The organism is Hydrophilobacter chitinilyticus (genome assembly GCF_049860745.1).
Taxonomy (GTDB): domain Bacteria; phylum Pseudomonadota; class Gammaproteobacteria; order Burkholderiales; family Burkholderiaceae_C; genus Rhodoferax_B.
In genome coordinates this window covers 5495925-5518527 of the sequence record NZ_CP187561.1, presented here as the reverse complement: position 1 = coordinate 5518527, position 22603 = coordinate 5495925, and the positions used below count along the sequence as shown (strand labels likewise).

At 61.7% G+C, this 22603-nt stretch carries 17 protein-coding genes; 5 read left to right on the top strand and 12 right to left on the bottom strand.

Translation table 11 applies throughout. The annotated features are described in order from the left end of the window. From ACPWMG_RS24760 to ACPWMG_RS24750, 3 genes are all read left to right on the top strand, one after another. Positions 1-1056 (top strand): carbohydrate ABC transporter permease, encoded by a 1056-nt coding sequence (locus ACPWMG_RS24760; protein ID WP_483302137.1) that lies wholly within the window; start codon positions 1-3, stop codon positions 1054-1056. Between the two features lie 17 nt (positions 1057-1073). Next, positions 1074-2075 carry an ABC transporter ATP-binding protein gene (locus tag ACPWMG_RS24755; RefSeq protein ID WP_483302136.1) on the top strand — a complete coding sequence of 334 codons (1002 nt, stop codon included), beginning with the start codon at positions 1074-1076 and terminating at the stop codon, positions 2073-2075. Positions 2076-2377: 302 nt separating this feature from the next. Then, a complete protein-coding gene (locus tag ACPWMG_RS24750; protein ID WP_483302135.1) occupies positions 2378-4792 on the top strand; it encodes a glycoside hydrolase family 31 protein in 2415 nt (804 codons plus the stop codon). Positions 4793-4837: 45 nt separating this feature from the next. On the opposite strand, the gene ACPWMG_RS24745 is transcribed toward ACPWMG_RS24750, so the two are convergent. From ACPWMG_RS24745 to ACPWMG_RS24695, 11 genes are all read right to left on the bottom strand, one after another. Further along, positions 4838-7066: an EAL domain-containing protein gene (locus ACPWMG_RS24745; RefSeq protein ID WP_483302134.1), complete on the bottom strand. Its 2229-nt coding sequence runs from the start codon at positions 7064-7066 to the stop codon at positions 4838-4840. A gap of 203 nt (positions 7067-7269) precedes the next feature. Continuing rightward, positions 7270-8214: an agmatinase gene (gene speB, locus ACPWMG_RS24740; protein ID WP_483302133.1), complete on the bottom strand. Its 945-nt coding sequence runs from the start codon at positions 8212-8214 to the stop codon at positions 7270-7272. Positions 8215-8231: 17 nt separating this feature from the next. Then, on the bottom strand, positions 8232-9626 hold the full coding sequence (locus tag ACPWMG_RS24735) for an NAD(P)/FAD-dependent oxidoreductase (RefSeq protein WP_483302132.1): 1395 nt from the start codon (positions 9624-9626) through the stop codon (positions 8232-8234). 19 nt (positions 9627-9645) lie between these two features. Next, positions 9646-9984, bottom strand: coding sequence for a cupin domain-containing protein (locus ACPWMG_RS24730; RefSeq protein ID WP_483302131.1), 339 nt, complete (start codon positions 9982-9984; stop codon positions 9646-9648). A 67-nt stretch (positions 9985-10051) separates the two neighbouring features. Next, a complete protein-coding gene (locus tag ACPWMG_RS24725) occupies positions 10052-11548 on the bottom strand; it encodes an aldehyde dehydrogenase family protein (protein ID WP_483302130.1) in 1497 nt (498 codons plus the stop codon). Between the two features lie 7 nt (positions 11549-11555). Next, entirely contained in the window at positions 11556-12911 is a 1356-nt protein-coding gene (locus ACPWMG_RS24720) for a DUF3138 family protein (protein WP_483302129.1), read from the bottom strand. 110 nt (positions 12912-13021) lie between these two features. After that, positions 13022-13852: an ABC transporter permease gene (locus ACPWMG_RS24715; protein ID WP_483302128.1), complete on the bottom strand. Its 831-nt coding sequence runs from the start codon at positions 13850-13852 to the stop codon at positions 13022-13024. Beyond that, on the bottom strand, positions 13849-14778 hold the full coding sequence (locus ACPWMG_RS24710; RefSeq protein ID WP_483302127.1) for an ABC transporter permease: 930 nt from the start codon (positions 14776-14778) through the stop codon (positions 13849-13851). Before ACPWMG_RS24710 ends, ACPWMG_RS24715 begins: the two co-directional genes overlap by 4 nt. Further along, a complete protein-coding gene (locus tag ACPWMG_RS24705; protein ID WP_483305336.1) occupies positions 14775-15881 on the bottom strand; it encodes an ABC transporter ATP-binding protein in 1107 nt (368 codons plus the stop codon). The genes ACPWMG_RS24710 and ACPWMG_RS24705 overlap by 4 nt, the downstream gene beginning before the upstream one ends. Before the next feature lie 33 nt (positions 15882-15914). Beyond that, positions 15915-17012 (bottom strand): polyamine ABC transporter substrate-binding protein, encoded by a 1098-nt coding sequence (locus ACPWMG_RS24700; protein WP_483302126.1) that lies wholly within the window; start codon positions 17010-17012, stop codon positions 15915-15917. A gap of 81 nt (positions 17013-17093) precedes the next feature. Next, a complete protein-coding gene (locus tag ACPWMG_RS24695) occupies positions 17094-18509 on the bottom strand; it encodes a gamma-aminobutyraldehyde dehydrogenase (RefSeq protein WP_483305335.1) in 1416 nt (471 codons plus the stop codon). A 321-nt stretch (positions 18510-18830) separates the two neighbouring features. On the opposite strand from ACPWMG_RS24695, the gene ACPWMG_RS24690 reads away from it, so the two are divergent. Both ACPWMG_RS24690 and ACPWMG_RS24685 read left to right on the top strand, forming a co-directional pair. After that, on the top strand, positions 18831-19748 hold the full coding sequence (locus ACPWMG_RS24690; protein ID WP_483302125.1) for a LysR family transcriptional regulator: 918 nt from the start codon (positions 18831-18833) through the stop codon (positions 19746-19748). 569 nt (positions 19749-20317) lie between these two features. Beyond that, positions 20318-20977, top strand: coding sequence for a PEP-CTERM sorting domain-containing protein (locus tag ACPWMG_RS24685; RefSeq protein ID WP_483302124.1), 660 nt, complete (start codon positions 20318-20320; stop codon positions 20975-20977). A 153-nt stretch (positions 20978-21130) separates the two neighbouring features. Here ACPWMG_RS24685 and ACPWMG_RS24680 read toward each other — a convergent pair whose 3' ends face one another. Then, positions 21131-22600 (bottom strand): NAD-dependent succinate-semialdehyde dehydrogenase, encoded by a 1470-nt coding sequence (locus ACPWMG_RS24680; protein WP_483302123.1) that lies wholly within the window; start codon positions 22598-22600, stop codon positions 21131-21133. Positions 22601-22603 lie beyond the last annotated feature (3 nt).

Sequence of the window (22603 nt, the reverse complement as noted above, 5' to 3'; positions counted from 1 at the left end):
ATGGCAAATTTTCTCACCCGTACCCGTGGCCGCCAGCATGGCAGCACACGCCTGCATTGGACCGACTGGCTGTCCTACGCCTACCTGCTGGCCGGCTTGATCGTCATGTTCGGCCCGGTGTTGTGGCTGGTGATGTCGTCCTTCAAGACCGAAAGCGCCTTGAGCCAGTTCCCGCCCACCTTCTTGCCCTACAGCCAGAAGGAAGTGGTGGTGGCCGGTTTTGACAAACCACTGCCGCTGTTCCTGGCCAAAGACGAACAAGGCCAGACGCGTGAGCTGGCCCAGGTGCGCCGCATCGGCCTGATGGCGACCATGGTCGACCCGGCCGCGCCGCAGACCGAGATCCGCGTCAACATCAACGACCGCCAACCGGTCAACGAGCTGAAGTTCGCCAGCGGCAACTACACCGAGATCTTTGGCAAGTTCGCCTTCGGCACCTACCTGTGGAACAGCGTGTTCATCACCGTGGTGGCCACCATCCTCACGTTGTTGTTCAACTCGATGGCGGCGTTTGCCTTGTCCAAGTACCAGTTCACCGGGCAGAAGACGGTGTTTGTGCTGATCATCGCCACGCTGATGATCCCGCCCACCATTATCTTGGTGCCGGCATTCCTGGTGATCTCCGAGCTGAACCTGCTGAACAACTTGTGGGGCGTGATCCTGCCAGCGGTGGCCACGCCCACCGGCGTGTTCCTGCTGCGCCAGTACATGCTGACCATTCCCGACGAGCTGCTGGAAGCTGCGCGCATGGACAACGCCAGCGAATGGCGCATCTACTGGAAGATCATCCTGCCGCTCGCCGCACCGGCGATGGCAGTGTTGGCCATCTTCTCGTTCATGTGGCGCTGGAACGACTTCCTGTGGCCGTTGATCGTGTTGTCCAAGTCGGAGCACTTCACGCTGCAGCTCGCGCTCAACGCCTTCCAGGGCGAACTCAACACGCAGTGGCACTACCTGCTGGCCATGACGGTGATCACGCTGATCCCGATTACCTTGGTCTTCGCCTTCTTGCAAAAGTACATCACCACTGGCATTGCCAGCGCCGGTGTCAAGTAAACGAATAGGACTCTCTCGTGGCTACTCTTGAACTCGCCAACGTCGTCAAAACCTTCGACAAAAGCACCATCATCCATGGCGTCGACCTGCAAGTGGCCGACGGTGAATTCGTCGTCTTTGTCGGCCCCTCGGGCTGCGGCAAATCCACACTGCTGCGCATCATCTCCGGCCTGGAGCCCGCCAGCAGCGGCGACATCCGCATCGACGGCCAACGCGTCAACGACGTCACAGCCGCACACCGTGGCTGCTCCATGGTGTTCCAATCGTATGCGCTGTACCCGCACATGAGCGTGTACGACAACATGGCTTTCGGCCTGGAAAACCTGGGCGTTGCCAAGTCGGTGATCGAGAGCAAGGTCAACGCCGCCGCCACTATGCTGCAACTGGCACCGCTGCTGCAACGCAAGCCGACGCAACTGTCGGGCGGACAGCGCCAGCGCGTGGCCATTGGCCGCTCCATCGTGCGTGAACCCAAGCTGTTCTTGTTCGACGAGCCACTGTCCAACCTGGACGCCGAGCTGCGCGTGTCGATGCGCGCCGAAATCCGTGACTTACACGCGCGCCTCGGCGCCACCATGATTTACGTGACGCACGACCAGGTGGAAGCCATGACCATGGCCGACAAGATCGTGGTGCTGCGCGCCGGCCGCATCGAGCAAGTGGGCTCACCGCTGGAACTGTACAACCGGCCGTGCAACCAGTTTGTCGCTGGTTTCATTGGTAGCCCGCGCATGAACTTTGTGCCCGTGGCGCAAATGCCCGGCGCCAAGGCTGGCACCGCCACCGTGGGCATTCGCCCCGAGCACGCGCAGTTGTCGGCCAGCGGCCCGCTGCAGATGAAGGTGTCGCAGGTCGAGCAACTCGGCAGCACCAGCATCTTGCACGGTAACGTGGTACCAGATGCGCCGTTTGAAGTCATCTTGCCGGGCCAGACCACCATCCAGCGTGGCGACACCGTGCAGGTCACCGCACCTGCCGAACACTTGCATTACTTCGACCAGAACGGCCTGCGCATCTAGGGCCTGTTGACACTATGAATGCAAGCGCGAACGCGATTAAAAAGCCGCCAATCAAGACGCGTGGCGACGGCCAGGCGTCCGCCTGGCCTAGACGCGCAACGCCGAGTGGCGGCTTTTTAATCGCGTTCCCTTCGGGTTGCGGCCCAAAAGACCAGCCGCATCGTTGCAAAGCCTGGCCGGGGTTTACCCCGGCTGCATTTTGCGCCTCGCCTCTGGCCCTTTGGACTCGCAACGCGTCTTGCATTCATAGTGTCAACAGGCCCTAACGCATCTTCAAAAACAACATCGACAAGTAGTAGCCCATGCGCCTCGACCAAGCCCCCACCTTTGCCCTGCAATCGCAGACCGGCAACCACGTCGTTTTGAGCAGCGCCGGCGGCGCCGTCGCCCACATCTGGGTGCTCGAAGAAGACATCGTTCGTGTGCTCGTTTTGCCCCAGGGCCAATTGCAAATGCCACGCAGCTGGACGGTGGCACCTGGGCTGGAAAACCTGCCCGTGGAAGGCCGCGACCGCTTTGACGTAAGCGGCTTTTCGCTGCCCGAATTTGAGCTGACGGTTGACGCAAAGCAACTGCAAATCACCACCAGCGCCGTGCGCCTGACCGTCGCGTTGGAAGGCTTCTTCTGCCGCTGGGAAAGCCAACACAACGGCCAATGGCAAGCCACGGCGGCCGACCGCTCGACGCAGAGCTACAACTTCGGCTGGTGGGACGAAAAGGTCTACCACTACCTGCAACGGGAACGCGGTGAGGCCTACTTCGGCCTGGGCGAACGCGCAGGCGACGCCAACCGCGCGGGCCAACGCTACCGCATGTGCAACCTCGACCCCATGGGTTACAGCGCGCGCAGCACCGACCCGCTGTACAAACACATTCCGTTCTACATCACACGCAAAGCTGGCGCGCAAGATGCCGGCCTGTGCTTCGGTTTGTTCTACGACACCTTGTCTGATTGCAGCTTCGACATGGGCCGCGAGATGGACAACTACCACGGCCACTACCGCTACTTTGTGGCCGACCATGGTGACCTTGACCTGTATTACATCGCCGGTGCCGACCCCGCCGCCATCACGCGCCGCTACACCTGGCTGACGGGCCGGCCGATCTTCCCGCCGCGTTACGCGCTGGGTTACTCGGGCTCGACCATGAGCTACACCGATGCGCCCGACGCGCAAGAGCGCATGGGCGAGTTTTTGGAACGCTGCGAAGAGCACGACATTCCGTGCGACTCGTTCCACTTGTCGTCCGGCTACACGTCCATCGGCCCGGGCCGCTACGTTTTCAACTGGAACCGCGAGAAGTTTCCCGACCCCGCCGCTTTTGTACAGAGCTATTTAGACCGTGGTGTGCGCCTGGTGCCCAACATCAAGCCAGCACTCTTACGCGACCATCCACGTTTTGAAGAAGCGCGCCAGGCCGGCCTGCTGGTGCAAGACCCCGACGGCCAGCCTACGGCCGTGCAGTTCTGGGACGGCACCGGCGGCTACCTCGACTTCACCAACCCCGCCACCATTGCGTGGTGGAAGAAGCAGGTGACCGAGCAGCTTCTGGCGTACGGCATTCCCTGCACCTGGAACGACAACAACGAGTTTGAGGTGTGGAGCGACAAGGCCTTGGCCCACGGCTTTGGCACACCGCGCGCGGCACGTGAAGCGCGCCCGCTGCAAACGCTGTTGATGATCCAGGCCTCGCACGCCGCACAGACCGAATTTGCCCCGGCAGAGCGCCCGTATCTCGTGTCGCGCTCCGGCGCGGCCGGCATGCAGCGTTATGTGCAGACCTGGTCGGGTGACAACTACACCGCGTGGGAAACGCTCAAGTACAACATCCGCATGGGCCTGGGCCTGGCGATGTCTGGTGTGTCGAACACCGGCCACGACATCGGTGGTTTCTCTGGCCCCGCGCCTGGCCCCGAGTTGCTGGTGCGCTGGGTACAGCATGGCATCTTCTTGCCGCGTTTCAGCATCCATTCGTGGAACGACGACCAGACGGTGAACGAACCGTGGATGTACCCCGAAGTCACGCCGCAGATCCGCGACCTGATCGTGCTGCGCTACCGCCTCATGCCGTACCTGTACGACCTGGTGTGGCGTTACCACAGCGCGCTGGAGCCCATCATCCGGCCAACGTACCACGACTACCCCGAAGACGTGCGCTGCCTGGAGGAGAACGACGACATGCTGCTGGGCGCCAACCTGTTGGTGGCTTCGGTGGTAGAGCCTGACCAGACCGAACGCCAGGTGTGGTTGCCCGGCACGGGCGGTTGGTATGAATGGACTTCAGCGCAGCACCACAAGGCCGGCCAACGCGTGACGCTGGCCGCCAAGCTGGACGGCCCGCCGCCGTTGCTGGCGCGCGAAGGCAGTGCCATTGCTATGAACTACGGCGACATCCACTTCGGCAAGGTGGAAGACCTGCGCGGCTTTCAGGTGTTTCCGTTCCTGGGCGAGGGCAAGTTCGAGGCCACCAGTTTTGAAGACGATGGCCACACGCAAGCTTGCCGCAACGGTGACCACGGCCAGTGGCGCCTGCAGGTGCAATCAACGCCGCAAAGTTTGCACATCAGCGTGTTCCGCGAAGGTGCACGGCCACCGGTGCAAGACAGCCTGGTGCTGCGTCTGCCGGCTGCCGATCAACGCACGTTGAGCTTTACCGGCGCAACGCTGGAGCACGATGCCGTGAACGGCGGCTGGCGCCAACTGCGCTTGAAGCTCTGAGCCGGGCCCGGCGCGACGCAGCCGGCCTCAGCGACTTAAGCCGCTTCAGGCCAGCGCGCCTGGGCGGGTGAAAGACTGAAGATCATCGAAGTTGGTGGACTTCACCAAGTCTTTGATCTCCAGCAGCGAGGCGCGGTGCCGCGACACAAACCGCGCAAACTCTTTGGCGGGCAGCGGCTTGCTGAAGTAGTAGCCCTGTAGCTCGTCGCAACCGCGCTTGCGCAAGAAGTCGGCTTGCGCGCGGGTTTCCACACCTTCTGCCACCAGGTGCAGCTTCAGCGTTTTGGCCAGCGTGATGATGGCCTCTGTGAGGCCGCGGTCATCGGCGTTGGTTTCCAGATCGCGCACAAACGAGCGGTCGATCTTGAGGGTGTCGATGGGCAGTTGCTTCAATGTGGAGAGCGACGAGTAGCCGGTACCGAAGTCGTCTATGGCGATGCGCACCCCCATGGACTTCAGCGTCATCAACAATTGGCGGCCCTTGGCCGGGTCGCGCATGATGGTGCTCTCGGTGATCTCCAGCTCCAGATGGCGCGCATCCATGCCGGTTTCTTCCAGAATCTCGATGATGTTGACCAACAGGTTTTCATCGGCAAACTGACGTGGTGACAGGTTCACCGCCACCACCAGGTTGGTCAGTCCGCGTGTATGCCAATCCATGGTTTGCAAACAAGCCGTACGCAGCACCCACAAACCAATCGGCACGATCAAGCCGGTTTCTTCGGCCACCGGAATGAACTGGGTCGGCGGCACGTTGCCCAGTTCTGGGTGGTTCCAGCGCAGCAGCGCTTCCATGCCCGAGGTGGCGCCGGTCCAGATGTCGCGCTTGGCCTGGTAGTGCAGTTCCAGTTCGTTGCGTTCCAGCGCGCGTCGTAAGCCGGCTTCCATGGACAAACGCTCGAACGAGTTCGCGTCGCGTTGGGAGTCGTAAAACTTGAAGGCATTGCGGCCATTCTCTTTGGCCTGGTACATCGCCACATCCGAGCGCTTCATCAGCGTGTGCTCGTCAATACCGTCTTGCGGAAACCGGCTGATGCCAATGCTGGCGGTGACGCGTAGTTCTTGGCCCGGCACCAGGAAGGGTTTGGAGACCGCCGCCAGAATTTTGCGGGCCACCGATTGGGCCTGGTGTTCGTCGGCCAGATCGGGCACCAGCACCACAAACTCATCACCACCGAGCCGCGCCACCGTGTCGCTGGCACGCAAGCCCTGTGTGAGGCGCTGCCCCACTTCCTGCAGCAGCAGGTCACCGGCTTCGTGTCCGAGCGTGTCGTTGATCTGTTTGAAGCGATCCAGGTCGATGAAAAACAAGCCGAATTGCCGATCGTGGCGTTGCGCCTGCTTGATGGCCTTGGGCAGCACGATATTGAACATGGCGCGGTTGGGTAGGCCGGTCAAACTGTCGTGATAAGCCAAATACTGGATGCGCTCGGCGGACTGCTTTTGTTGCGCAATGCCGTCTTGCAGCAGCGCATTCGACTTTGCCAGCTCCAACGCACGTTGCTTCAGCGCCTTGCGGCTGTGGCCCAGGTCTTCGGCCATCTTGTTGAAGGCCGCAGCCAAACGGCCAATTTCATCGCGGCTGGTGACCTCGACGCGGGTGTCGTAATGTTCGTTGGCAATGGCCGCCACACCACGCTGCAACTTGGCCAGCGGCCGGACGATGGAGCGTGTGACCCGTACCGCCACCAACCAGCCAATGGAAATCAGCACCAGCATGACCACGCCCGTCATATAGCCTGCGCGCCGCGCCTCTTGCATCAGCGTGTCGTAGAGCAGCGTGTATTCAAAAATGATCGCGCCCACGGCGGGGCTGCCGTTCTCGGCCGGGTTGGCGCGCAAGGGCACCACCACCTGCTTGGCCATGCCGGGCTGCGTGGCATCGGGGCCGACGAACGTGCGGGAGACACTGTCCAGCATCGTCATGGCAATCTCTGCGTTCATGTACGTTGAGCCAATCGCTGTAGCGTTGGTGTCGGCAATTACTTCGCCGTGGCGGTTCACGATGATGATGTCGCGGTCAAACATCGACCCCAGGCGGTCTACATACTTTTGCAGAACCCGCGGATTGTCGATCGGGTTTTCGGTACCGGTGTTGGCGATGGCCTTCGCCACATGCTCTGCTTCCAGCGCGGCGGCCCGTTCTGCCGCGTTGAGCTGCAACTGAATCGCCATCAACGCCGTGCCCAGCGCCGCCAAAACCACGACGACAAACGCGCCAAGCAGCTTCCAGCGGATGCTGGTCTGTTTGGGGTGCAAAAGACTGATGTTCATGGCGTCACTCGGCATAGCGGTTATGTGCATGGCCGGAGTATCCAAGTGAACACTGTTTGAATCGTGTCGTAACTGTTTCGTGTTGGCCGTAGAGGCAACACGGCAGCTCTAGCGCGAGGCGACCGCCGCTCCAAAACGAAAAAACCCGCTATCTTGCGGTAGCGGGTTTGACGGCGAATTTATCGATTTCTTGCTAAGCCAGCTTAGCGGCGTGGCACGCCCGGCAGTACGCAGAGCATTTCGTACAGCAAATTAGCCGCCAACAGCGAGGTGTTGCCCGACAGGTCGTAAGGCGGCGCCACTTCCACCAGATCGCCGCCAATGATGTTCAGGCCCCAGCAGCCGCGAATGATCTCCAGCGCCTGCGGCACGGTGAGCCCACCGATCTCGGGCGTGCCCGTGCCGCCAGCGTAGGCGGGGTCGATACCATCGATGTCGAAGCTGATGTAGACCGGCGTGTTCGGGCCGATCTTCTCGCGCACTTGGGCCATGGTGGCGGCCATGGATTGGTGCCAGACCTCGTGCGCCTGCACGATGGTGAAGCCTTGTTCGCGCGGCCAGTCGAAGTCGTCGCTGGCGTAGCCGGTGCCGCGCAGGCCGATCTGGAAGACCTTGTGGCAGTCCAGCAGGTCTTCTTCAACGGCACGGCGGAATGGCGTGCCGTGCGCAATGCGCTCGCCAAACATGTCTTCGTTGATGTCGGCATGCGCGTCCACATGCACCAGCGCCACGGGGCCGTGTTTGGCGGCCACGGCGCGCAGGATCGGCAGCGCGATGGTGTGGTCGCCACCCATGGTCAGCGGTTTGCACCCGGCTTCCAGCACTTGTTGGTAGAAGCCGGTGATGATGTCCATCGACTTCGGCAGCGAGTAGGTGTTGATGGGCACATCGCCGAGGTCAGCCACTTGCAGTGCATCAAACGGTGCGGCGCCAGTGGCCATGTTGTAGGGGCGGATCAGCGAGGACTCGGCGCGGATCTGGCGCGGGCCGAAGCGTGCGCCCGAGCGGTTGGAGGTGCCGATGTCGAAGGGCACACCGATGAAGCCGACGTCGAGACCGGCGGCCGTGGTCGCCACAGGCAGGCGCATCATCGAGGCGATGCCACCGAAGCGGGGCATGGCGTTGCCCGAGAGGGGTTGGTTTTTCATGAGAGTCAAAAAATAAGTTACATCGGGAAGCCGAGGGCCTTGACCGATTTGATCCAGGCACGCTTCCAGCCACCCTGGGTGTCTGCACCATCAAAGGCGATGAAGGTGATCTTGGCGCCGATCCAGCGCAGGATGCCGGGCGGAATCCAGGCCGTGCCCTTCTTGACGATGTCGAGCTTTTGCTCAGGTGTATCGCGACCGAAGAGGGTGTTGAGTCCCATGTTGGCACCGAAGCGGCTGGCCGCCACACCGAAGCCGGTGTAGCCGGCCACGAAGACGGCCTTGCCGTCGAAGTAGCGTTTGACGAAGACCGAGCCGCGCGAGCAGTAGTCGATGGGCCCGCCCCAGGCATGCGAAAACTTGACGTCGTGTAATTGCGGAAAGGTGGTGAAGAAGGCGGCAATGAGACCGGCATAGGTCGCGGGCATGCGGTTTTCTTCCGGATCCATGTGCTCGCCGTAGTGGTAGGTCACCGAGCCTCCAAAGATGATGCGGTTGTCCTTGGTCAAGCGGCCGTAGTTCAGTTGGGTGCGGGTGTCATAGAAGCCCTGGCGGTTCTTCCAGCCGATGCGCGCCATCTGTTCTGGCGTCAGCGGTTCGGTGGACATGATGTGGTCTTGCACATTCATCACGCGGCGATTGATGTCGCCGATGCCGACCTTGGAGATGCCGGTACCAAAGAACACGCGTTCTGCGCGCACCGCACCACGGGGGGTGTGCAGCACCAGGCCGTCGCGCACGTTCTCGATGCGTTCCAGGGGTGACATCTCAAACATCTTCACGCCCAGGCGCAACGCGGCCGCCTTCAGGCCCCAGGCCAACTTGGCTGGGTGCACGGTGCCCGCGCGGTGTTTGCCCCACAGCGCGCCTTCGAACAGCGGCGAGTTGATTTCGGCCTGCGCCTCAAGCTTGTTCAGCAGCGTGACGTCGTGGCCGTGCTCCTTGTGCAGCTCGTAGTCTTCGCGCAGCACGCCCACATGGTCGGCGTCAATGGCAGCGGTGATTTCGCCATTCCATTCAATGTCGCAATCGATGCCAAAGCGGTCGAGGTCGCGTTTGAAGCCGTCCAGGTTGATGCGGCCCAGTTCTTCGAGCTGGTCGATATCTTTGGGAAACACGCGCGCGGCGTTGGCCAGGCCGTGCATGATTGAGGTGGAGATGATGCCGCAGGGCCGGCCCGATGCGCCGTGCGCCACCTTGCCGGCCTCAATCAGCACCACCTCCAACGCGGGCTGCGCTTCCTTGGCCTGGACTGCCGCCCACAGGCCGGTAAAACCGCCGCCCACCACGGCCAGGCCGGCGCGTACCTCGCCCACCAACTCGGGCTGCGTGCCGGGGGCGGCTGCGTTGTCGAGCCAGTAGGGGAAGAACTTCGTGTCCTTGAAGGCGGGGTGCACGGTGGAATCAGTCATGGTGAGTCATGGCGTTGGATCAGTCTTCGAGGATGACAGCAATTTTCTTGGCGTCGACCAGTGTTTCCCAGCGGCCGGCAAAGCCCTTGGGCAGCAGGTAGCCTTCACCGGCAGAGAATTCGCGGCGGCCACCGGCTTCGTCGATCAGGGCGATCTTGCCTTCGGTCAGCCAGCAGACTTCGGTGGTCTCAGTCGCGGGGAAGTCCACTGCACCGACCTTGCCTTGCCACAGGGCAACGTTGAAGCGCTTGCTGGCGGCGCTGGTGACGCGTTGTTCGCTCTCGTCCATGCCGTAGTCCAGCGCGGTGAAGGCGCCTTGGGCGAAGGAGATGGCTTGGATGTCGTTGACGGTTTTCATGGCGTACTTTCTACTGAGTTGATGATGAATGAAATGCGCTGGTGAGCAAGAGGTCGTGAAAAGGTTCTTAGGCCGCGTTGCGCACCACATGTCGAATTTCCTGGAAGGCCTTTAGCCCCCATGGACCGAGTTCGCGGCCGATGCCGCTTTTCTTGAAGCCGCCCCAGCCGGTCTGCGGAAAAATGACTTGCGGGGTGTTGACCCATACGGTGCCAACCTGCAAGCGGGCCGCCAACGCGTCGGCGCGGGCCGTGTCTTGCGTGCACAGCGTGGCGACCAGGCCGTAATCGGAGTCGTTGGCGACGCGCAGCACTTCTTCATCGCTGTCGAAGCTTTGCAGGCAGGCGACCGGGCCGAAGATTTCCTCGCGCCAGATGGTGGCGCTGGCCGGTACATCGCCAAAGACCACGGGCGCCATGAAGAAGCCAACTGCGGATGCGGTTTCACCGCCCAGCAGCAGCTTGGCTTCGCGCTTGCCAATGTCCACATAGCGGACCACCCGCGAGCGATGCGCTTCGCTGATCAACGGTCCCAAGCTTGTGGCGGGGTCGCGTGGATCGCCGCTCTTGAGCTCGGCGGCGCGGGCCACAAAGCGTTCCGCAAATGCGGTGTACAGGCTTTTCTCGACCAGGATGCGTGAGGTGGCCGAGCACATTTGGCCGGCGTTGAAGAAGGCGCCGCCCAGGGCCAGGTCGACGGCTTGGTCCAGGTCCGCATCGGCCAGCACGATCAGCGCCGACTTGCCGCCCAGCTCCAGGCTGATGCGCTGCATGCGGTCGGCCGCCGAGCGCATGATGGCGGTGCCCGCGGCGGTGCTGCCGGTAAATGAAATCTTGCTCACGCCCGCGTGCTGCGTCAGTGCTGCGCCCACGTCGGCGCCACCGCAAACCATGTTGACCACGCCATCAGGCAGGCCGCATTGCGCGATCAGGCGCAGCAACGCGATTTCAGCCAGCGGCGTCACCTCCGAAGGCTTGAGCACCACGGTGCACCCTGCCGCCAAGGCGGGCGCGAGTTTCCAGGCGGTCGTGACCATGGGGAAGTTCCAGGGCACGATGAGGCCGACCACCCCACAGGGCGCAAAGTTGACGCTAGCTTCAAAGGCCGGGTCTGGCAACGCGACGGGCACGCTGGCCAGGCCTTCGCCGCTACGGCAAAGGGATGCGTAGTAGTCGAAGGTGGCGATCACATCGTTGATGTCCATCTGCGCCTCGAACATGGGCTTGCCATTGCAAAGCATCTGCAATTCGACCAGCGACTCGCGCTCGGCGTGCACGGCGCGTGCAATGGCTTCCAGATAGGCGGCACGAGTGGCGGGTGTGGTGTCGTGCCAAGCTTGCGCTGCAAGCGTGGCGGCGTTGACCGCCGCATCCACGTCGGCGCTGTTGCCGCCACTGACACTGGCGATGGGCGCGCCCGTCACCGGGTTGGTGACGGTGAGCACCGTGCCCGCGCCCTGCGTCCAAGTGCCCGCCACACAAACGCCGGGCAGGGCAGAGAGCAAGGCAGCGCGCAAGAAGGCGACCGGTGGTTCGAGTAGTTCGTTGATCACATCGTTTTTCATGCTGGCCTTAGAAGCTGACGACCATCGCGCCGCTCAGGAGCGAGTTGGACTTGCGGTAGCCGCCGCTGCGCGCGTCGAAGAAGACCGCTTCACTGGCCCGATCCAGGCGGTACTCCAGCTTGAACACGGTGTTGGCGTTGAAGTTGTAGTTGCCCCCGACCGTCAGCGCGAAGCGATTGGCGCCGCGCTCGGTATTGGTTTGTGCCCAGTTGCCAGCATCGCTGTCGTAGGACCAGCCTGGGCCAATGCCGTTGCGGCTGTCGCTGCTGGCATAACCTAGCAGGCCGCCACCGTTCTTGCGGTTGTTCAGATAGTCGGCGCGGACCAAGCCTTCCAGGGTGGGCGTGAACTTGTAGGCCGCCAAGCCGGACACGCCATACCACTGGGCCGTGCGGCGTTCGCCAGTGATGGGGTCCACGCTGATCGATGCGTCCTTTTGCTGGCCAGCGCTCATTTGGCCTTGCAGGGTCCAGTTGCCGCGGATGAAGTAGCCGTCGACCTCGAACGTATCGACACGCGAGTCTGGCAGGCCGGTATCGGCAAAGTTGGCGGCCTTGCCATGCACGCCGGCAAAGCCGAAGCCGCTGAATTCGCCCTTGGCGTAGTCGACGCGGTAGGCCAGCACGGGCGCCTTCTGTTGCGGCGAGCGAATGCTGGCGTTCATGTTGGCCAGCATCACCTTGGTGTCCCACTTGCCACGCACCACATCCAGGCCGATACCGGTGTAGGCCACAGGCAACGTGAAGTCGAACAGCAGGTTGTGGGTGATGGTCTTGTTCTGCGTGGAGGGCAGGAATTCGTAGCCGCTCCAGTCTGGAATCTGGCCAGCGATCAGGCGCGTTTGCAGATCGCTCAGCGGCATGGAAACGCTGGCCTCGTGGACGATGGAGGTGCCGTCGATCAGCGCGCCGGCGCTGCGGTTAGGGGCCAGTGTCAGGCGCCAACGGGTGCCGCTGTCGGTCTCCTTGGTGATGTCCAGCATGGCCATGCCGAAGTAGGAGTTGTCGTAAGCGTAGCCGCCGCTGCTCATCGGGTTGACGAACTGGAAGCCCGCACGATCCTGGTCGCGGTTGTAGACGTAGGAGACATCGAAGTAACCGCTGACCTTCAGGTTCTTCAGGCCCATGGCGTCACGGCCATCTTCCAGCGCCTCTGTCTTCACGGCAATGCGGTTGAATTCTTGTTGCTGCTCCGCCGTCATGCCTTTGTTGGTTTCGGCATCTTGGATGCGTTTTTCCAGCTCGGCCATGCGGGCCTTGAGGTCGCGTAATTCGTTCGCCAAATTGGCATCTTGGGCTTGCGCAAGGCACGGCAAAGCCAACGTGACGCTGAGGGCCAGCGCACTGAGTTTGAAGTTGTTCATGAGAGTCCAGCCGCGACTTGCGCGGAGAAGATGGAAGAAGGAGGAGGAAGAAAAACGAAAAGGTTTCGGGTTAAGTCTTCTGGCGATGCGTCACGTACGGTGATGCATCGTTAGGGCCGTTGTGCGGCAGAGGCTTCGCGCTGTCGTCGGCGTTCGTTGCGCACCGTCCAGATGCTGGCGCTGATCACCCCGATGCTGACCACGGTGATGATCACGGTGGCCATCGCGTTGACGCTGGGGTTCAGACCCAGGCGCGCCCGCGAGAAGATCACCAGTGGCATGGTGGTGGCGCCCGGCCCCGACAGAAAGGCCGAGATCACAACGTCGTCCAATGAGATGGTGAAGGTCAACAGCCAGGCGGAGAGCATGCTTTGCGCGATCATCGGCAAGGTCACCAGGCGGAACACTTGCGATGGCTTGGCGCCGAGGTCCATGGCCGCTTCTTCCAGCGAAGGCGGGAGTTCTTTCAGGCGGGCCTGCACCACCACGGTAGCGTAGGCCATGCCCAGCAGCATGTGGCCGAGCCAGATCGTTGTCAGGCCGCGCTCGGGGAAGCCGAGCAGGCGCTGCATCGACACCAGCATCAGCAGCAGCGAGAGACCCAGGATCACCTCGGGCATCACCAGTGGCGCGTTGACCATGCCGGCGAACAGCGTGCGGCCAGAGAACTGCTTGTACTTGACCAGCGCGAAGGCGGCAAAGGTGCCCAGCAGCACCGAGCCGAAGGCGGTGGCCAGCGCGATGCGCAGCGAGAGCCAGAAGCCGCTGAGCATTTCGTGATCGGACGCCAGGGCGGCATACCACTTGAACGTGATGCCGCGCCAGAGGCTCGGGATGGCCGAATCGTTGAACGAGAAGATGACCAGCGCCACGATGGGCAGATAGAGAAAGGCGTAGCTGCCGAACAGCCAGCCGCGGGCGAAAAGTTTGTGGGTTTTCATGCGCGCTTCTCCTGCGCTTGCGCCTGGTATTTGTGCGACAAGGCCAGCGGAATGATGATGAGCAAAATCAACGCGACAGCGACGGTCGAGGCCATGGGCCAGTCGTTGTTGCTGAAGAACTCGTCCCACAACACGCGGCCGATCATCAGCGTCTGCGGGCCGCCCAGCAGTTCGGGAATCACGAACTCGCCAATGCAGGGAATGAACACCAGCAGCGAGCCCGCGATGATGCCGGCGCGTGACAGGGGCACGGTCACCTTCCAGAAGGTCACGATGGGGCGCGCGCCCAGGTCGGCCGAAGCCTCCAGAAAGCGCACGTCCAGCTTGGCCAGGTTGCCATACAGCGGCAGCACCATGAAGGGCAGGTAGGTGTAGACCATGCCCAGCGTCAACGAGAAGGGCGTGTTCATCAGATTGCCGGGTGTGGAGATCAGACCGACTGAGGCCAGCAGCTCGTCGATGTGCAGGCCGATCAATGCATCGGCCACCCAGCCGTGTTCGCCCAGCAAGGCCTTCCAGGCGTAGACGCGCAGCAGGAACGAGGTCCAGAAGGGCAGCATCACCAGCATCAACAACATCGGCTGCACGCTGCGATCGGCGCGCGCCATAAAGTAGGCAAACGGGTAGCCGATGAGCAGGCACAGGACGGTGGTGATGGTCGCGTACTTCACGCTGGTGAAGTAGGCGGTGTAGTACAGCGGGTCTTGTGCGGCGACGAGGTAGTTGCCCAGGCGAATGCTCAGCTGCAGTGCGCCGTCGGTGAAGGTGAACAGGTCTTTGAAGACGACCGTGTCCATCTCCGACACGCTGATCTTCAGCACGATGAAGAAGGGCAACAGGAAGAACAGGCTCAGCCAGGCGTATGGAATGCCGATGACGGCCCGGCGGCCGTATTGGCCGTTGGAGGGGATAGGGGCAGTCATCATTGCGTCAACACCACTTGTGCGTTGTCGGCCCACGACGCCCAAGCCATGTCGCCGGTGCGCAGCTCATCTTCGCGGTGGCGCTCGATGTTGCTGAGGTTGACCTTCAGCGCCGCGCCGCTGGCCAGCTCCAGGTGATAGACCGTGTGCGCACCAAAGTACGAGCGGTCTTTGACCTTACCTTGAGCCATGTTGGCGTCGCCTTCCGGGCGCTGGCGCGACAAGCGCACCTTCTCGGGCCGCAGTGCCACGTTGATTTGCATGCCGGCGTCGCTGGAGATGCCATGGCCGACGTAGTGCCGGCAATCTGCGCACTCGATCACCGCGTGGTCGGCTTCGTCTCGTACCAGGGTTCCGGCCATCATGTTGACGTTGCCAATGAAGTCGGCCACAAACTTGGTGGCTGGGGTTTCATAGATGTCGGCCGGCGCGCCGACCTGCAGAATGCGGCCTTCGCTCATCACCGCGATGCGGTTGGCCATGGTCATGGCTTCTTCCTGGTCGTGCGTCACCATCACGCAGGTCACGCCCACGTCGTGGATGATGTTGACCAGCTCCAACTGCGTCTCTTCGCGCAGCTTCTTGTCGAGCGCACCCAGTGGCTCGTCGAGCAGCAGCAGCTTGGGCCGCTTGGCCAGGCTGCGCGCCAGCGCCACGCGCTGTTGCTGGCCGCCCGAGAGCTGGTGCGGTTTGCGCTTGGCGAACTTGGCCAGTTGCACCAGCTTGAGCATCGCGTCCACGCGCTCACTGATCTGCGCCTTGGGTAGGCCGTCGCGTTGCAGGCCGAAGGCGATGTTGTCCCACACCGAGAGGTGCGGGAACAGCGCATAGGACTGGAACATCATGTTGATCGGCCGCTCATAGGGCATCAGGCCGGACAAGTCCTGGCCGTTGAGCACGATGCGCCCGGAGGTTGGTGTCTCAAAACCACCGAGCATGCGCAGCAGCGTGGTCTTGCCGCAGCCGGACGAGCCGAGCAGCGCAAAGATTTCGCCCTGGGCGATGTCGATGGAGACGTGGTCCACGGCGATGGCGCCGCCGCCGAAGTCCTTGACGACGTTTTCGATTCGCAGATATTGGGAGTTGGCCTCGGCGGCCGGGTTCATCGTGCTCATACGCTTTGTCTCGTTTTGCTCTGCTTACAGACCAGTTTTGAAACTGGTGTAGATCCGCGTCATCTGGCGGCGGATGTCGTTGTTGATGGCTTCGGGCATGACCATCTTCTTCATGACCTCGTCGCTCAGGAACACGGTGGGGTTGTTGGCCACAGCCGGCTTGACGAGCTTCTTCGACTCGGCATTCGGATTGGCATAGAAGACCTTGTTGGTCAGCGCGGCCTGGTTCTCGGGGCGCATGATGAAGTTGATGAACTTCTCTGCATTGGCCGGGTGTGGCGCGTCGACAGGGCTGACCATCTGGTCGAAGAACAGAATGCCGCCGGTGCTGGGGATCAGCGCCTCGATGTTCTGGCCGGTTTTGCCGTCGATGGCGCGCTGGCGGGCGATGTTGATGTCACCGGACCAACCCAGGGCCAGACACACCGAGCCGTTGGCCATGTCGTTGATGTAGCCTGAAGAACTGAACAGGCTGACGTAAGGCCGAATCGCCTTGAGCAGCGGCGTCACGCCCTGGTAGTCGGCCATGTTGCGGCTATAGGCCGGTTTGCCCAGGTAGTGCAAGGCGGCCGGCACCAACTCAGTGGAAGAGTCCAGCACGCTGACACCGCAGCTCTTGAGTTTGGAGATGTACTCGGGCTTGAAGAACAGGTCCCAGGCGTTCTCGGGCATGGGCATGGGGCCCAGCGCCGCTTTGACCTTGTCCACGTTGATGCCGACGGTGGTGTAGCCCCACAGCCAATTAACGCCATACTGGTTGCCCGGATCGAGCTTGCCCAACTGGGCTTGGACGGCGGGGTCGAGGTTCTTCAGGTTGGGTAGTTGGCTTTTGTCCAGCTTGCGCAGCAGGCCGCCATCGGCTTGCAGCTTGGCCCAGAAGGCAGAGGACACCACCACGTCGTAGCCCGTCTTGCCGGCGACCAGTTTGGCGTGGACGATTTCCTGGTTGTCGAAGTTGTCGTAGCGGACCTTGATGCCGGTCTCTTTTTCGAAATTCTTCAACGTGTCTTCGGCGATGTAGTCGGACCAGTTGTAGACGTTCAACACGTTTTCTTCTTGGGCGTGGACAGGCGTCAACACGCTCCAGGCGAGCGCAAGCGCGCCCATGAGCTTCAGCTTCATGATCGGGTTTCCTAAAGTGGAAGGGGAACGGGGAGAGAGTGCGAGGGTTCTCGCGCTATCCAGAGGGGCGAACGACGTGGATCACAGCTTCACCATCACGTGTCGAGCAACGGTGTAATCCTCCAGCGAGAGCACGGACATGTCCTTGCCATAGCCGGAGAGCTTGGTGCCGCCATGCGGCATTTCATTGACAAACAGGCCGTGGGTGTTGACCCAGGTGCAGCCGTATTGCAGTTGTTTCGAGACGGCCAACGCGCGGCCGACGTCTTGCGTCCAAACGCTGGAGGCCAAACCGTAGTCCGAATCATTGGCCCAGCCAATGACCTGCTCGGTATCGGTGAAGCGGGTCACCGACACGGCCGGGCCGAAGACCTCGCGCTGCACGAATTCATCTTCCTGACGCGCACCGGCGATGACGGTGGGCTCATAAAAGTACCCTGGGCCTTGACGCAGCTTGCCGCCTGTCACCACTTCCATATGGCCCTGCATCTGCGCCCGCTCGATGAAGCTGGCCACGCGGTTGCGCTGGCGGTCGGAGATCAGCGGGCCGAGTTCGATGCCGGGTTCCTGCGGGCTGCCCATCTTCAGCGAAGCGACAGCGGAACTCAGGTCGGCCACCAACTTCTCGTAGATCTTGGCGCCGGCGTAGATGCGGCAGGCGGCCGTGCAGTCCTGGCCGGCGTTGTAGTAGCCCGCTACGCGGATGCCTTCGACCACGGCCTTGAGGTCCGCATCGTCGAACACCAGCACCGGGGCTTTGCCGCCCAGTTCCATATGCGTGCGCTTGAGCGACGCGGCGGCCGCCTGCATGGCTTTGCGGCCGGTGGACAGGTCACCCGTCAGGGCCACCATGCGCACCAGCGGGTGATCGAGCATCTGCTGGCCGACGCTGGCACCGCGCCCGCAAACAATGTTCAACACGCCCTTGGGCAAAATCTCGGCCGCCAATTTGCCAAACAGCAGGGCGCTGAGCGGCGTTTGCTCGCTGGGCTTGAGCACCACCGTGTTGCCGGCGGCCAGCGCGGGGGCCAGCTTCCAGACGGCCATCATCAGCGGGTAGTTCCAGGGCACGATGGCGCCGATGACACCAATGCTGTCGCGCCGGATCATGCTGGTGAAGCCTGCGGTGTATTCACCCGCCACCGGTGCGCTCAGGCAACGCGCGGCGCCGGCGAAGTAGCGCAGGCAGTCGACGATGGAAGGCAGCTCCTCCGTCTGCACCGGGGCCAGCGGCTTGCCGCAGTTCAGCGATTCCAGCATTGCGAAAGTGGCGGCATGGGCTTCGACCACGTCGGCCAACTTCAGCAGCAGCAGACCGCGCTGGGCAGGTGTGGTTTGCGACCAAGTCGGCCAGGCGCGGCTCGCGGCGGAAACGGCACGTTGGAGCTGCTCGGGCGAGGCTTCAGGCACTTCGCACAGCGTCTCGCCAGTGGCCGGATTGACGATGGCGTCGACCAATGGGCCCTCACCCGTGACCAGTTGCTGGTCGATCAGCATCTGGACGGAAAAGTGGGGGAGGCGATCGCTGGGCAGAGTCATTTTTGAAAATCCGGGGCTTGCGTGGGGCTTGAAAAGGGCTCTGTGTCAATTTGTTGACCGGATTCTAGGAGTGGGTTTTGGTACCGCATAATTCAATAATCGACGGACTCGGTATCGATTTAAGAGATATTAAGGCTAACCCTTAGAGCGTTTTCGGGGCTATTTACGCGATTTTTCGCACAATATTGGTGCTCTCTTGGCCCCTGCCAGGGGGGTATCCGTCTTTCTTCAATGAAGCTAGCTATGCACGAAATGAGTGCATATAGGGCCAAACTTGCCATGTTGAGACACGTCACCCTCAAGCAATTTCGTTATTTTTTGGCTGTGGCCGACACCGCTTCTGTGGCCGGCGCAGCACGTTTGCTGAACATTGCCCAGTCGGCGGTGACCAAAAGCATCCAGGAATTGGAAGAGGCCCTCGGCCGACGGCTGTTTGACCGCACGCCACGCGGCATGGCGTTGACACAGGACGGCTACCGCTTCAAGGCCAGCGCATTGAAGGTGGTGGATGCCGTGGCCGAGGCCGGTCAGATCGGTGCTGAGACCGACAACCAGCTCAAGGGCCATCTGACCATCGGCGTCACCAGCTTGGTTGCCGGGTATTACCTAGCCGACGTGTTGACCCGCTTTCAGCGTGCGCACCCGCAGGTGAAGTTGTCGGTGGTGGAAGACGCGCCGCAGTTTTTAGAGCACTTGCTGGTCAACGGCGAGGTGGATCTGGCGATCATGATCTCCAACGAGTTGGACAACCCCAAGGCCCTGGTGGTGGAGCCGTTGACGCACTCGACCAACCGGGTCTGGTTGACCTCGACGCACCCGCTGGCGTTGGAGTCTGAACTGTCGCTAGAGCAATGCGCGACGCAGCCACAGGTGGTGCTGGAAGTAGCGCGGGTCGATGCCGTGCTGAAGGGCGTGTGGGCGCGTCACGGCTTGCGGCCAGAAGTGCTGCTGCGGACCTCGTCGCTGGAGGCGGTGCGCTCGCTCGTGGGCCGTGGCGCGGGCATCGCCATCCTGCCGGACTTTCTCTACCGGCCCTGGACGCTGGACGCGGACCGTATCGAGGTGCGAACGTTGCGCGATGCCTTGCCCAGCATCGACGTCGGCCTGGTCTGGCGCCGAGGCTCGCACATCCGCGATGTGGTGGTGGAATTCATCGCGTTGGCGCGAGAGCAGCAGTCGCGGGTGCGAGGGCGCTGACTTTTAAGTGCGGCGTTCGTGCGTGTGCCAGTGTGGACTGGCCGCCAGTCTTGTATTCGTTGGGCAGGCCTACGGAGATGATGTTTCGCAAGGTCATCCGCTTTCTCAGATTGCGGCCAGCCAGTTCTAGCAAGTCCAAAGACGACTTCGGCCTGAAGCTGCCTCTTGCTTGCGTCAGGACGTGGACATAAATCCCACCTTCACCGGTAGTGAGTAAGGCAGGCCATCTTGAGGAAGACCTCGATTTGTTCGAGATATCACCCTCCTGCCTCGGCATAACCATCTCCGCCCGAGTTGGTGCCATTGCTGCTCACACGAAAGGCCCGGCATGAATTGCTTCTCTTCGCATTCATTCATGTCGGTAGGTTTGTGGCACGTCAGCCCCAAATACACAGCAACAGCAATCATTGCGCAGCCAACAAAAAATGCGATGGAAATATGCTTTATCGCTCAATCTAAATCATCCGGAAAAGCAGATTAAATCGGAGCGATTTAACTACCGTAACTCAACATTACGGCGCTAAGATGAATCGCTCCTTCGTGTGATTCACTTTTCAGGAACACCCTCAATGAGAAAATCTATATCCGCACTCTCGCTTTTTTTCTCGCTCTTTGTATGCGTGGCTTCGCCTTCAAGGGCAAGCGTCGTGACTGTTGGATCGTTCTCGAGAGATACAGCTGCAAGCGTGATTGTTGATAGTCTTAATCAGCGCGAATGGCTCGGCTGGGACATCACCAAGGGCTTTAATTTCGAAGCCACCCTTGCCGCCACCGCGGTGGGCGGTCTGTTCGAGGGCTTTACCATTGCAAGTAACGCAGACGCGCAGCTATTTGTCGATGCCATATTCGGCCCCTCCGGCACCAACAGCTGCACGCAGACAGGGGCTGCGGTTTGCGGTATTACGGGTAGCACGCTGGATGCCCTAGTGGGCGAAAACTACGCCAGTCCTGGAACTCTGTCGGATGCAGACCTGATTTTCTTCCTGAGCGATAACGGCGTGGGACAAGAGGTCGGCTTAATTTCGGTCAACACCTTCAACAACCAATCCTCGGTGTACAAGAGCAACGAAGCCATGGCCATCGCGCCCACCGGCGCCGCGTCTTATGCCACCGCAGGCTGGTTGTTGTATCGCGCTACCCCGACTAACACGATCCCTGAACCGGGCACGCTCGCGCTCATCGCCGTGGCGCTGGGTGGTTTGTTGCTCTTGCGTCGCCGAGGTCATTAAATTTGCGGCAAACGGGGATGGGGTCCGAGTAAGCCGTGCCGTAGCCGCCGACATAGAGGATGGGAGTTGCTAATGTCACGAAGGCTCGTAATGATTGCCATCTCCCATAGTCAGATCTATGTTTTAGTGGTCAACGCGTTCGGCGTTTCAACCTCAGCGATCCACGCCCCCCAGGCAAACGTACTTGATCTCCATGAAGTCATTCAGCCCGTACTTGGAGCCTTCGCGGCCCAGGCCGGATTGTTTGACTCCACCAAAGGGTGCTTCGGCTGTTGAGATCAGACCCGTGTTCACACCGACCATGCCAGACTCCAGTCGCTCGGACACACGCGTCACGCGGCCAATGTCGCGGCTGTAGAAGTAGGCGGCCAGGCCGAACTCAGTGTCGTTGGCCAGGGCCAGCACTTCGGCTTCGGTGTCGAAGGCGAAGATTGGCGCCAGCGGGCCAAAAGTCTCTTCTTTGGCGACCAGCATCTCGGCGTTGGCGCCGGTGATCACGGTCGGCTCGAAGAACTGGCCGCCCAGCGTATGACGCTTGCCACCGGTCAACACCTGGCCGCCCTTGGCGATGGCGTCTGCGATGTGTTCTTCGACCTTGGCAACCGCCTTGGCGTTGATGAGTGGGCCCTGTGTGGCGCCAGCTTCAGTACCTGCCGCCACCTTCAGCGCTTCCACCTTGGCCACCAGCTTTTGGCTGAAAGCTTCCAGCACGCCGCGTTGCACATAGATGCGGTTGGCGCAGACGCAGGTTTGGCCGGTGTTGCGGAATTTGGAGATCATCGCGCCGTCCACGGCTGCATCTAGGTCAGCATCGTCGAACACGATGAAGGGCGCGTTGCCGCCCAGTTCTAGCGACAGTTTCTTGATGGTGTCGGCCGACTGGCGCATGAGGGTGCGGCCCACTGCGGTCGAGCCGGTGAAGGACAGCTTGCGCACGATGGGGCTGCGTGTCATCTCGCCGCCGATCTCAGTGGCCGAACCGGTGATGACCGAGAACAAGCCTTTGGGCACGCCAGCACGCTCGGCCAGTTCGGCGAAGGCCAGCGCGGAGTAAGGTGTTTCCAAAGCGGGCTTGAGCACCATGGAGCAACCTGCGGCCAGGGCGGGGCCAACCTTGCGGGTGATCATGGCAATGGGGAAATTCCACGGCGTGATGGCGGCCGTGGTGCCGATGGGTTGGCGGATGGCTTGGATGCGGCGGTCGTTGCCAGGCGAGGGGATGGTGTCACCGTAGACGCGGCGGGCTTCTTCGGCAAACCATTCAATGAACGATGCCGCGTAGACCACCTCGCCCTTGGCCTCTGCCAATGGCTTGCCTTGCTCGGTCGTCAAGATGAGGGCGAGGTCGTCTTGGTGGGCGAGCATCAGGTCGCTCAAGCGGCGCAACACGGCCGCGCGGTCTTTGGCCGGCACTTCGCGCCACAGGCGCTGGGCGGCATCGGCGGCGGCAATGGCGCGCACGGTCTCCGCGGTGCCGCACATCGGCACGGTGCCGATGTGGTCGCCCGTGGCCGGGTTGTGCACCACGGCCACGGCCTTGCGGTCATCGGCATCGATCCATTCGCCCGCAATGTAGGCCTGCTGGCGCAGCAGGGTGGGATCCTTGAGGTTCAGTGTTGGCATGTC